Origin of the sequence: Streptomyces sp. DG1A-41, assembly GCF_037055355.1 — a bacterium.
In the GTDB taxonomy this organism is placed as follows: Bacteria; Actinomycetota; Actinomycetes; order Streptomycetales; family Streptomycetaceae; genus Streptomyces.
Genome location: NZ_CP146350.1, coordinates 3,668,900 through 3,680,984, shown reverse-complemented (window position 1 = coordinate 3,680,984; position 12,085 = coordinate 3,668,900). Strand labels below are relative to the sequence as shown.

The 12,085-nt window shown below is 71.1% G+C and carries 7 protein-coding genes and 1 pseudogene; 3 read left to right on the top strand and 5 right to left on the bottom strand.

The window, feature by feature from the left end; genetic code table 11:
- Window positions 1-53 precede the first annotated feature (53 nt).
- Complete coding sequence (locus V8690_RS16905) at window positions 54-548, bottom strand: GNAT family N-acetyltransferase (protein WP_338779749.1); 495 nt, start codon at window positions 546-548, stop codon at window positions 54-56.
- A 620-nt stretch (window positions 549-1,168) separates the two neighbouring features.
- Between V8690_RS16905 and V8690_RS16900 the strand changes: the two genes are divergently transcribed.
- Together V8690_RS16900 and V8690_RS16895 are read left to right on the top strand one after the other, a co-directional pair.
- Window positions 1,169-1,957 carry an ABC transporter ATP-binding protein gene (locus tag V8690_RS16900; RefSeq protein ID WP_338779747.1) on the top strand — a complete coding sequence of 263 codons (789 nt, stop codon included), beginning with the start codon at window positions 1,169-1,171 and terminating at the stop codon, window positions 1,955-1,957.
- A complete protein-coding gene (locus V8690_RS16895; RefSeq protein ID WP_338779745.1) occupies window positions 1,954-4,533 on the top strand; it encodes an FtsX-like permease family protein in 2,580 nt (859 codons plus the stop codon). The genes V8690_RS16900 and V8690_RS16895 overlap by 4 nt, the downstream gene beginning before the upstream one ends.
- 101 nt (window positions 4,534-4,634) lie before the next feature.
- On the opposite strand, the gene V8690_RS16890 is transcribed toward V8690_RS16895, so the two are convergent.
- Window positions 4,635-6,068, bottom strand: a complete 1,434-nt coding sequence (locus tag V8690_RS16890; RefSeq protein ID WP_338779743.1) for a DUF2079 domain-containing protein — start codon at window positions 6,066-6,068, stop codon at window positions 4,635-4,637.
- A 301-nt stretch (window positions 6,069-6,369) separates the two neighbouring features.
- Between V8690_RS16890 and mfd the strand changes: the two genes are divergently transcribed.
- Entirely contained in the window at window positions 6,370-9,903 is a 3,534-nt protein-coding gene (gene mfd, locus V8690_RS16885) for a transcription-repair coupling factor (RefSeq protein ID WP_338779741.1), read from the top strand.
- Window positions 9,904-10,044: 141 nt separating this feature from the next.
- Here mfd and V8690_RS16880 read toward each other — a convergent pair.
- From V8690_RS16880 to V8690_RS16870, 3 genes and pseudogenes are all read right to left on the bottom strand, one after another.
- Window positions 10,045-10,416: pseudogene (locus tag V8690_RS16880) on the bottom strand (MerR family transcriptional regulator); the annotation flags it as partial.
- A 26-nt stretch (window positions 10,417-10,442) separates the two neighbouring features.
- Window positions 10,443-11,210 (bottom strand): SDR family oxidoreductase, encoded by a 768-nt coding sequence (locus tag V8690_RS16875; RefSeq protein WP_338779739.1) that lies wholly within the window; start codon window positions 11,208-11,210, stop codon window positions 10,443-10,445.
- A gap of 89 nt (window positions 11,211-11,299) precedes the next feature.
- Window positions 11,300-11,902, bottom strand: a complete 603-nt coding sequence (locus V8690_RS16870) for a TetR/AcrR family transcriptional regulator (protein WP_338779737.1) — start codon at window positions 11,900-11,902, stop codon at window positions 11,300-11,302.
- Between the last annotated feature and the right edge of the window lie 183 nt (window positions 11,903-12,085).

The window sequence follows — 12,085 nt, the reverse complement described above, 5'->3', positions numbered from 1 at the left end:
CGTTGACGAAGGTGCTCGAACTCGCCGACTGTGCGATGCCCTGGCGAACCTGGTCAGTGTCCGAGGAGCCGACGTACGTAGCGGATTCCGGGGCGGCCGGCCACGGTGGTGTCCTCGACGCGTGTGAAGCCGTTGCGGGCCAGGACGGTCATGGAGGCCGTGTTGTCCAGAGTCGTGACCGCGGTGAGGGAGGTCAGCCCGTAGTCGGTGGCGGCCAGGCGGCACACCTGAGCGACGGCCGCCGTCGCCACGCCCCGGCCCGCGGCCTGTTCGCCCACCCGGTAGCCGAGTTCGGCGCGGCCGTCCGCCAAGTCGACCAGGTTCACCCGGCCGACCAGGCTCCCCTCCTCGTCCAGGGCGACATGGAAGCGGCACACGCCCGCGTGCTGCTCCGCGAGGAGCGCCCGGTGGCGTTCGGCGAACCCCGCTGCCGTGAAGTAGACGTCCCCGCGGTCCGGCACCGAGCGGGCGAAGTACGCCCGGTTCTCCCGCTCGAAGGCCAGCAGCGCGTCCGCGTGATCGGACCGGAGCGGTTCTATTCTCAGCATGGGCCGGAGGATACGCAGGGCCAGTCGTCGGGCCCCGGGAATTTCCGGGGCGCGAGGAACAGCAGTCCCAGGAACGCCAGTGCCGCCGCGCACGGCCCAGTCCACGCGCGTGCGGGCCGCTTTCCCGCACCGGCTCGTGAAGGTGACGGGTGATCAGCCAGGGCGCGACCGCGCCGATCGGCAACATGGAGGCCGTCGCTTTGCCTGCCCCTTGCAGCTACCTGCCGTCGGACAGCTTCCACTTGACCCCGACGCAGCGGGAGGGTGGAGCCTGAGAGGGCCGGCGGGTGGAGCGAGCCCTGAGATGGTCTCCACCCTTCGGTGGACTGCCCCTAGGGGTACCTCCGTACTACGACCTGGGGAGGGTTCGTACCGACGGAGGACGAGACGCGCAGGGGTCGGTCCTTAACCTGGCTTTATGCCGCCGGGGGGCGGTTTTGCACACCGGCGGGGGTGGGGTTTTCCACAGGAAAAGACTGCGCTGAGCACCAGGGCGCGGGACCCCTCCCCGCCGCGAGACTGAAACGCGTCGGACGGACCCAGTGGTCCGGCAGCGCACGCCGCGGCCGTCGACCAGGCGACTGCCTTCACCATCTGCTGACCGATATAGGAGACATACCGTGACTTCGGCTGTGACCATTCCCAGGCACGGGGGTACTGGAGGGCGTACGGCCGTTGCCGCGCGGGCGCGGCAGGTCGTGAAGGCGTACGGGACCGGTGAGACCCGCGTCGTCGCCCTCGACCACGTCGACGTGGACATCGCACGCGGCCAGTTCACCGCGATCATGGGTCCCTCGGGGTCCGGCAAGTCCACGCTCATGCACTGCCTCGCCGGGCTCGACACCGTCACCAGCGGGCAGATCTACCTCGACGAGACCGAGATCACCGGCCTGAAGGACAAGAAGCTCACGCAGTTGCGCCGGGACCGGGTCGGGTTCATCTTCCAGGCGTTCAATCTGCTGCCGACGCTGAACGCCATCGAGAACATCACGCTGCCCATGGACATCGCGGGCCGTAAGCCGGACAAGCAGTGGCTGGCGCGGGTCGTGGAGACCGTCGGGCTCGCCGACCGTCTCAAGCACCGGCCCACCCAGCTCTCCGGCGGCCAGCAGCAGCGCGTCGCCGTGGCGCGGGCGCTGGCGGCCCGGCCCGAGATCATCTTCGGGGACGAGCCGACCGGAAACCTCGACTCGCGCGCCGGCGCCGAGGTCCTCGGCTTCCTGCGCCGTTCGGTCGACGAACTGGGCCAGACCATCGTGATGGTCACCCACGACCCGGTCGCCGCCAGTTACGCGGACCGTGTGCTGTACCTCGCCGACGGCCGCATCGTCGACGAGATGTTCAAGCCGACGGCGGAGGCCGTCCTCGACCGCATGAAGGACTTCGACGCCCGGGGGCGCACGTCATGACCGTCATGAAGACCTCCCTGCGCAACTTCTTCGCGCACAAGGGACGCATGGCGCTGTCGGCGATCGCCGTCCTGCTGTCGGTGGGCTTCGTCTGCGGGACGCTCGTCTTCACGGACACCATGTCCACGACGTTCGACAAGCTCTTCGCGGCCACCTCCTCGGACGTGACGGTGAGCGCCAAGGGCGCCTCCGACAGCGGTGAGACGACCGCCGACAACGGCAAGCCGCCGGTCATGCCGGCCTCCGTGCTCAGCGAGGTGCGCAAGGCCGACGGTGTGAAGTCGGCCGAGGGCACGGTGTTCTCCACCTCGGTGACGGTCGTCGACGCCGACAAGGACAACCTGTCGCCCTCCAGCGGTGCCCCGACCATCGTCGGCAGCTGGAACGCCAGCGAAGCCCGCACCATGAAGATCACCTCCGGTGCGGCGCCCAAGGGCCCCGACGCGATCATGGTCGACGCCGACACCGCCGACAAGCACGACCTGAAGCTCGGGGACGAGATCGGCGTGATCAGCGCCGTCGGCACCCACCACGCGAAGATCTCCGGCATCGCCGACTTCACCGTCACCAACCCCGGCGCAGCGATCTTCTACCTCGACACGAAGACCGCCCAGCAGACCCTGGTCGGCGAGATGGGCGTCTACACCAACGTCAACGTCACCGCGGCCTCCGGCGTCAGCGACGCGCAGCTGAAGAAGAACGTCGCGGCGGAGCTGGGCACCGGCTTCCAGGTGAAGACCGCCGAGGAGACCGCCGACGCCAACCAGAAGGACGTCGAGGGCTTCATGAACGTCATGAAGTACGCGATGCTCGGCTTCGCCGGTATCGCCTTCCTCGTCGGCATCTTCCTGATCATCAACACCTTCTCCATGCTGGTCGCCCAGCGCACCCGCGAGATCGGCCTGATGCGGGCGATCGGCTCCTCCCGCAAGCAGGTCAACCGCTCCGTGCTGGCCGAGGCGCTGCTGCTCGGCGTCGTCGGATCGGTGCTCGGCGTGGGCGCGGGCGTCGGCCTCGCGGTCGGCCTGATGAAGCTCATGGGCCAGATGGGCATGGAGCTGTCCACCGACGACCTGACGGTGGCCTGGACGACCCCGGTGGTCGGCCTCGTCCTCGGCGTGGTCGTCACCGTCCTGGCCGCCTACCTGCCCGCCCGGCGCGCCGGCAAGATCTCCCCGATGGCCGCATTGCGCGACGCGGGAGCCCCCGCGGACGCCAAGGCCGGCTGGATCCGCGGGGTGATCGGCACGGTCCTCACCGGAGCCGGCGTCTTCGGCCTGTACCTGGCGGCGGCGGCCGACAAGGCACAGGAGGGCTCGCTGTGGCTCGGCCTCGGCGTGGTGCTCTCGCTGATCGGCTTCGTCATCATCGGCCCGCTGCTCGCCGGCGGTGTGGTCCGCGTCCTCGGCGCCGTCCTGCTGCGCATGTTCGGCCCCGTCGGCCGCATGGCCGAGCGCAACGCCCTGCGCAACCCGCGCCGCACCGGCGCGACGGGCGCCGCGCTGATGATCGGCCTCGCGCTGGTGGCGTGCCTGTCCGTGGTCGGCTCCTCCATGGTGGCGTCCGCCACCGACCAGCTCGACAAGACCGTCGGCACGGACTTCATCGTCCAGTCCGACAGCGGCCAGCTGATCACCCCGCAGGCGGTCAAGGCCGCGAAGTCGGCGCAGGCCGTGGAGCGGGTCACCGAGTACAAGTGGACCAAGGCCGACTTCACCACCCCCGACGGCGAAACGCTGGGGGGCACGGCGATCACGGCGGCCGACCCCTCGTACGCGACCGACCTGCGCACCGAGACGGTCGCCGGCAAGCTCCCGGACGCCTACGAGCCCGACTCGATGTCCGTGCACGAGAAGTTCGCCGAGGACCACGGCATCAGCCTCGGCTCCAAGATCAAGGTTGCCTTCAAGGACGGCGCCACGGCCGACCTGACGGTCCGGGCGATCACCAGCAGTGACGTCGTGATCGACGCGGGCGCGATGTACACGTCCATCGCCACGATGGCCAAGTACGTCCCCGCCGACAAGATGCCGCTGGACTCGCTGCTCTTCGCCAGCGCCAAGGACGGGCAGCAGGACGCCGCCTACAAGTCCCTGAAGTCGGCGCTGCACGACTACCCGCAGTACACCGTGCGCGACCAGACCGACTACAAGGAGGCCCTGAAGGACCAGATCGGCCAGCTGCTCAACATGATCTACGGCCTGCTGGCCCTGGCGATCATCGTCGCCATCCTGGGCGTGGTGAACACCCTGGCCCTGTCGGTGGTGGAGCGCACCCGGGAGATCGGCCTGATGCGGGCGATCGGCCTCTCCCGCCGTCAGCTGCGCCGCATGATCCGCATGGAGTCGGTCGTCATCGCCCTCTTCGGCGCCCTGCTGGGCCTCGGACTGGGCATGGGCTGGGGCGCCACCGCACAGCAGCTCCTCGCCCTGGAGGGCCTGGGAGCCCTGGAGATCCCCTGGCCGACGATCATCGGCGTCTTCATCGGCTCGGCGTTCGTGGGTCTGTTCGCGGCACTCATCCCGGCGTTCCGGGCGGGCCGGATGAACGTCCTGAACGCGATCGCGACCGAGTAGCCGGCCAGAGACCACCGCACACGGGGGTTGCGGAGGACGGGCCCGCCCCCGGAGGTTTGCGCCTCCGGGGCGGGCCCGGTGCTCGACAGGGTGTGCCGGTATCAGCCCGCCGTCAGCCGCTCCAGGACCACGTACCCGTTGGCGTTGCCCGCGATGGCGTACTCGGCGCCGGGGTGCAGCTTCCGGGCGTAGCCCACGGGGTCGCGGTACTCGCCGTCGACGTTCTCCAGGGCGACGTACTGCGGAGTGACGCCCCGGGTGTTGCCGAGCCAGAAGACCCGGCAGCGCGAGGTCAGGCGGCTGATCGGGCCGATGTTGGCCTCGACGGTGGCGCCGTCGGGGATCCGCTCCAGGAGCCGTTCGACGCCGGACACCGCGGCGGGCTTGCGGTAGATCCCGGCCTCCGTGAGCTGCGCCAGCGGCAGCGAGGTGGTCAGCGCCAGGCCCGCCGCGGCGACGGCGGCCGGCAGCTGGGCGGCGTACGAGCTCAGCCACGGGCGCGGACTGTGGCGCACGGTCGTGAGGGCGTCGGCGAGGGCGAGGAAGACGACCGGCATCAGGACCGCGCTGTAGTGCCAGTCGGTGCCCCAGTAGTGATCGTCTCCGGACAGGAAGCGCCAGCCGAGCGTCGGCAGGGCCACCAGCATCAGCGGGGAACGCAGGGCGAGCAGCCCGGTGGTGGGGATCAGCAGCCAGGCGAGGGTGCGGAGCTTGGTGTCGAGGCCGTCGAGGGGGCTGCCCGAGTCGCTGACCTTGTTCCAGTAGTCGTAGGTCCCGGAGGTGTTGAACGACGGGATGACCACGGTGAGGACGAGCACCGTCGCCGCCACGCCGAACACGGCGGCACCGAGCCCGTACCGAACCGTCCGGGGCGACGAGCCGCGCGCCCGCCAGGCGACGACGAGCGCGATCGCGGCCAGCGTCAGCCCCAGGTCCTCCTTCACCAGCACCAGGGGAAGCGCCCAGCACAGGGCCGCGCCCCGGCGGTCCGCGAGCAGGGCCTCCAGGGAGAAGGCGATCAGCGGGACGGCGAAGCAGATCTCGTGGAAGTCGAAGTCGACGGCACGCTGCACGCCCCAGGACAGTCCGTAGGCGAGGCCGAGGGCGAGACCGCGACGACGGCCGAGGAGCCGGGCGGCGGCGCGGGTGACCGGTACGGCGGACAGGGCGAAGAGCGCGGCCTGGGCGACCAGCAGCGTGACCGGTGAGGGAAACAGCCGGTAGGCCGGCGCGAGCAGGGCCGTCACCGGGCTGAAGTGGTCGCCCAGGATGTTGAAACCCGGCCCCTTGAGATCGGACACCGGCGCCCGCAGATGCGTGTACGCCCGCACGACCTGCTCGAAGATGCCCAGGTCCCAGGAGAGGGTCGTCATGTGCCGGAAACGGCTGACGGAGACGGCCGCGTAGGCGGCGAAGAGGACGGCGGCGAGGATCCAGGGGTCCCGGCGCGCGCGGTCCGGGTGCCGGTCGCCGCGTGGAGGGGCGACCGGCGTCGGTATGTGGGCCTCTGCGGCCTGGAGGGTGGGGGCAGGCATGCCGGGCCTTACGGGTGGGGGGTATCGCTCGGGGGACCGGACCGATCATGCCGTGGCGAAATCGACGGTTGGAGGTGAAGTTGTGAAGATTGGGCAGCTGGTTCCGTTCTTGTCCAGCCGTATATCTTGTCCAGCCGTATATGGGGGCAGGCGGCCGGGCGGGCCTCGCGACGATCGGGCGTTGTCCACAGCCCCGCCGCGCGGGCGTGCGTCGTCGTACGCTGGAGACCCCGGCCCGCTGCGCGCGTCGGGCCCGTCGTGTTGCCCGCCCCTGCCCACCTCTGGACGGAAAAAGCCCCGAATGAGCCTGCACGGTCTGCTCGACGCCGTAGTCAAGGACGCCGCCCTCGCGGAAGCGATCAGCGCGGCCGCAGACGGCAACCGCATGCACGTCGACCTGGTCGGCCCCCCTGCGGCCCGCCCCTTCGCGGTCGCCGCCCTGGCCCGCGACACGGGCCGTCCGGTGCTGGCGGTGACGGCGACGGGCCGCGAGGCGGAGGACCTGGCCGCGGCCCTGCGCTCCCTCCTCCCGCCGGAGGGGGTCGTGGAGTACCCGTCCTGGGAGACGCTCCCGCACGAGCGGCTCAGCCCCCGCAGCGACACCGTCGGCCGCCGCCTGGCCGTGCTGCGCCGCCTGGCCCACCCCCGCCCCGACGACCCCGAGACCGGCCCGGTCTCCGTCGTCGTGGCGCCCGTGCGGTCCGTGCTCCAGCCGCAGGTCAAGGGCCTCGGCGACCTGGAGCCGGTCGCCCTGAGGACGGGGCAGAGTGCCGACCTCGGCGAGATCGTCGAGGCCCTGGCGGCCGCCGCGTACGCGCGCGTGGAGCTCGTGGAGAAGCGCGGTGAGTTCGCCGTCCGCGGCGGCATCCTCGACGTGTTCCCGCCCACCGAGGAACATCCCCTGCGCATCGAGTTCTGGGGCGACGACGTCGAGGAGATCCGCTACTTCAAGGTCGCCGACCAGCGCTCCCTCGAAGTCGCCGAGCACGGCCTGTGGGCGCCGCCGTGCCGCGAGCTGCTGCTCACCGAGGACGTCCGCGCGCGTGCGCGAGCCCTGGCCGAGGAGCACCCCGAGCTCGGTGAACTGCTCGGCAAGATCGCCGAGGGGATCGCGGTGGAGGGCATGGAGTCCCTCGCGCCGGTCCTGGTCGACGAGATGGAGCTGCTGCTCGACGTGCTGCCCAAGGGCGCCATGGCCGTCGTGTGCGACCCGGAGCGGGTCCGCACGCGCGCGTCGGACCTGGTGGCCACGTCGCAGGAGTTCCTGCAGGCCTCCTGGGCGGCCACCGCCGGCGGCGGGGAGGCGCCAATCGACGTCGGCGCGGCCTCCCTGTGGTCCATCGCCGACGTCCGGGACCGGGCCCGCGAGCTGGACATGATGTGGTGGTCGGTGTCGCCCTTCGCAGCGGACGAAGAGCTCGACGCGGACACGCTCAAGCTCGGCATGCACGCCCCGGAGACCTACCGCGGGGACACCGCCAAGGCCCTCGCCGATACCAAGGGCTGGCTCGCCGACGGCTGGCGCGCGGTGTTCGTCACCGAGGCCCACGGCCCGGCGGCCCGCACGGTCGAGGTGCTGGGCGGCGAGGGCATCGCCGCCCGCCTCGACGCCGACCTCGACGAGATCTCCCCGTCGGTCGTGCACGTGGCGTGCGGCTCGATCGAGCACGGCTTCGTCGACCCGGCCCTCGAACTCGCCGTCTTGACCGAGACGGACCTGACGGGCCAGCGGGCGGCGGGCCGCGACGGCGCCCGGATGCCGGCCCGCCGCCGCAAGACCATCGACCCGCTCACCCTGGAGCCGGGCGACTACATCGTCCACGAGCAGCACGGCGTCGGCCGCTACATCGAGATGGTCCAGCGCACCGTGCAGGGCGCGACCCGCGAGTACCTGGTCGTCGAGTACGCCCCCGCCAAGCGCGGCCAGCCCGGCGACCGCCTCTACATCCCCACCGACCAGCTGGAGCAGATCACCAAGTACGTCGGCGGCGAGGCCCCCACCCTGCACCGCCTCGGCGGCGCCGACTGGACGAAGACCAAGGCCCGCGCGAAGAAGGCCGTCAAGGAGATCGCGGCCGACCTCATCAAGCTCTACAGCGCCCGCATGGCGGCCCCCGGCTACGCCTTCGGCACCGACACCCCCTGGCAGCGCGAACTGGAGGACGCCTTCCCCTACGCGGAGACGCCCGACCAGCTCACCACCATCGCCGAGGTCAAGGAGGACATGGAGAAGTCGGTCCCGATGGACCGCCTGATCTGCGGCGACGTCGGCTACGGCAAGACCGAGATCGCGGTCCGGGCCGCCTTCAAGGCCGTCCAGGACGGCAAGCAGGTGGCCGTCCTGGTGCCCACGACACTGCTGGTGCAGCAGCACTTCGGGACGTTCAGCGAGCGGTACGCCCAGTTCCCCGTGACCGTGAAGGCGCTGTCCCGCTTCCAGACCGACACCGAGGCCAAGGCCGTCCTGGAAGGCCTGCGCGAGGGCTCGGTGGACATCGTCATCGGCACCCACCGCCTGTTCTCGTCCGAGACCAAGTTCAAGGACCTGGGCCTGGTCATCGTCGACGAGGAACAGCGCTTCGGCGTCGAGCACAAGGAGCAGCTGAAGAAGCTCCGTGCGAACGTCGACGTGCTGACCATGTCCGCCACCCCGATCCCCAGGACGCTGGAGATGGCGGTGACCGGCATCCGCGAGATGTCCACGATCACGACGCCTCCGGAGGAACGGCACCCGGTGCTGACCTTCGTCGGCCCCTACGAGGAGAAGCAGATCGGCGCCGCCATCCGCCGCGAACTGCTGCGCGAGGGGCAGGTCTTCTACATCCACAACCGCGTCGAGTCGATCGACAGGGCCGCCGCCCGGCTGCGCGAGATCGTCCCCGAGGCGCGCATCGCCACCGCCCACGGCCAGATGTCCGAGCAGGCGCTGGAGCAGGTCGTCGTCGACTTCTGGGAGAAGAAATTCGACGTGCTGGTGTCCACGACCATCGTGGAGTCCGGCATCGACATCTCCAACGCCAACACCCTCATCGTCGAGCGCGGCGACACCTTCGGCCTGTCCCAGCTGCACCAGCTGCGCGGCCGGGTGGGCCGCGGCCGCGAGCGCGGGTACGCGTACTTCCTCTACCCGCCGGAGAAGCCGCTGACCGAGACCGCGCACGAGCGGCTCGCGACCATCGCCCAGCACACGGAGATGGGCGCCGGCATGTACGTGGCCATGAAGGACCTGGAGATCCGCGGCGCGGGCAACCTGCTCGGCGGCGAGCAGTCCGGCCACATCGCGGGCGTCGGCTTCGACCTGTACGTGCGCATGGTCGGCGAAGCCGTCGCCGACTACCGCCGCCAGCTGGAGACCGGCGAGATCGAGGAGGAGCCGCCGCTCGAGGTCAAGATCGAGCTGCCCGTCGACGCGCACGTCCCGCACGACTACGCGCCGGGCGAGCGGCTCAGGCTCCAGGCGTACCGCGCCATCGCCTCCGCCAACACGGAGGAGGACATCAAGGCCGTACGCGAGGAACTCGTCGACCGCTACGGCAAGCTGCCCGAACCCGTGGAGAACCTGCTGCTCGTGGCCGGTCTGCGGATGCTCGCACGGGCGTGCGGCGTCGGCGAGATCGTGCTCCAGGGCACCAACATCCGCTTCGCGCCAGTGGAGTTGCGCGAGTCGCAGGAGCTGCGGGTCAAGCGGCTGTACCCCGGGGTCGTCATCAAGCCGGCGGTGCACCAGGTGCTGGTGCCGCGCCCGAAGACCGCGAAGGTCGGCGGGAAGCCGCTGGTCGGGCGCGATCTGCTGGCGTGGGTCGGGGAGTTCCTGACGTCGGTGCTGGGGTCCTGACTCAGGCCCGCTGAAGTTCTGTCAGGCCACCGGTCGCACGCGTGCGCCTGTGGCCTCGCGCGGTGTCGCTGGTTGTGCGTCGTCGCCGGTGGCTCGGCGCAGCGCTGTCGGCTGTGCGTGGTCGCCGGTGGCTCGGCGCAGCGCCGCCGGCTGTGTGAGGTCGTCGCCGGTGGCCTGACGCAGGGCCGCCGCCAGCCGGTCACGGACAGCGACCTGCGCGGCGATGCGCGCGTCCAGCACCGCGAGACGGCCTGCGGCCACCCGGAGCGCCTCCTCGGAGGCGGGCCCGGCCGTGACGTCGCCGTCCAGGCACGGCAGGAACACCCGTACGTCGTCGAGCGTCAGGCCCACGTCCAGCAGACGGCGGACGTTGCGGACGCGGACGGCCGTACCGGCGTCGTACAGGCGATAGCCGTTCCCGGCGCGCTCGGAGGTGATGAGCCCCGCCTGCTCGTAGTGGCGCAGGGCGCGCGGTGTCGTACCGGTCGCCTCGGCGAGTTCACCGATCCGCATACGTCGTTCCGCCATGCGCGTCAGTCTCATGCGACGACCGCGCCGCCGTCCACCGGAAGGATCACGCCGGTGACGAACGAGGCCTGCGGCGAGGCCAGTCGCGTGATCGCCCACGCCACCTCCTCGGGCCGTCCGACCCGGCCGAGCGGCGTGTGCCCGAGCTGCCACGCGCGGATCGCGGCCTGCTGCTCCGGGGTGTGGCCCGCGTGTTCGCCGATCGGTGTGTCGATCGCGCCCGGTGCCACGGCGGCGACCCGGATCCCGAGCGGGGCCAGCTCGACCGCCCAACTGCGCGTGAGCACCTCCAGGGCCGCTTTCCCGGCCGCGTAGAGGGAGTTGCCGGGCCAGGCGCGCTGCCCGACGGACGTCGTCACGTTCACGATGACGCCCCGGCTGTCCTCGAGCGCCGGGAGCGCGGCCTGCACGAGCAGGACGGGAGCGAGGAGATTCGTCGCGAGCTGGGGCTCCACGGCGGCACGCGTGTAGGTGCGCAGGGACTGGGTGTTGACGATGCCCGCGTTGTTCACGAGTACGTCGAGGCGGCCGTGCCGGTCGAGTGCCGTACGGACGATGCTCTCGGGGCCGTCGTCGGCCGTGATGTCGGCGACGAGCGGGCTGATGCGGCCCGGGTCGTGAGCGGCGGTCTCGGCGAGGAGTTCCTCACGGCGGCCCACCGCCACGACGTGTGCGCCGGCGTCGGCGAACGCGCGGGCGGTGGCACGGCCGATGCCGGTACCGGCGCCGGTGACGAGCACGGTTCGCGGGGTCTTCGGATGCCTGGATGGGGATGCCATGCGGGGATCGTCGGACCCTGACGTCAGTGTCAAGGTCAAGCGCGCGTGTCGAGGTCACGCCCGTGTGGCACGAGGGCGGCGAGCGACGGCTACCCGGTGTGGCGGAACAGCATCCGCGCCAGCTTGCGGAACACGTCCTCGGGGTCCTGGTCGCCGACCGGGTCGTCCAGGTTGTGACCGAGCAGCAGCGTGGCGAAGCCGTGGGCCAGGGACCAGGCGGCGACGCTGGCGAGTCGGGCGTCCGTGCCGCGGCCTTCCGGGGGCACCGCCGTGACGGCCTCGCGCAGGGCGTCCGAGGCGAGGGCGCGTGCCGTGGTCAGTTCCAGGTCGCCGGTGCGCAGCAGTTCGGGCGCGAACATCACCTGGAAGTGCGCCGGATGCTCACGCGCGAAACGTACGTAGCGCACACCCGCCTCCTGAAGGTCCGCCGCCGCCCTGAGCGTGGTCGCGAGCAGCCCGAAGCCCTCGGCGGCGATCGCCGTGAGCAGTCCGGCGCGGTCCTTGAAGTGGTGGGCGGGTGCGGCGTGCGAGACGCCCGCGCGGCGGGCCAGGTCGCGCAGACTCAGTCCGGACGGACCGTCCGTCGCGATGGCGTCGAGGGCGGCGGTGAGGATGGCACGGCGCAGGTCGCCGTGGTGGTACGGGCGGCCGCTGGGGCCCTTCTCGGTCGCTGATGGCTTGCTGGGGCTCATGGTCAGGAGCGTACGCCGCATCTAGGCATTGACAAGTTCGGGGTCGACGGAGCAATCTTGTCAGTGTCAAGTTGAGTGCCTGGGCCGAACGCGACGCGGTGGGAGTCGCGGCGGTCAAGTGTGACGGGACCGGACGCGAGTGCGTGGAGGTGTCATGCCGGAACATGTCGGCGAGATCGACGG

Excerpts from the sequence above, each read along its gene's own strand:
- V8690_RS16905 (WP_338779749.1), bottom strand. The coding sequence starts at position 548 with ATGCTGAGAATAGAACCGCTCCGGTCCGATCACGCGGACGCGCTGCTG.
- mfd (WP_338779741.1), top strand. The coding sequence starts at position 6,370 with ATGAGCCTGCACGGTCTGCTCGACGCCGTAGTCAAGGACGCCGCCCTC.
- V8690_RS16875 (WP_338779739.1), bottom strand. The coding sequence starts at position 11,210 with ATGGCATCCCCATCCAGGCATCCGAAGACCCCGCGAACCGTGCTCGTC.
- V8690_RS16870 (WP_338779737.1), bottom strand. The coding sequence starts at position 11,902 with ATGAGCCCCAGCAAGCCATCAGCGACCGAGAAGGGCCCCAGCGGCCGC.
- V8690_RS16895 (WP_338779745.1), top strand. The coding sequence starts at position 1,954 with ATGACCGTCATGAAGACCTCCCTGCGCAACTTCTTCGCGCACAAGGGA.
- V8690_RS16890 (WP_338779743.1), bottom strand. The coding sequence starts at position 6,068 with ATGCCTGCCCCCACCCTCCAGGCCGCAGAGGCCCACATACCGACGCCG.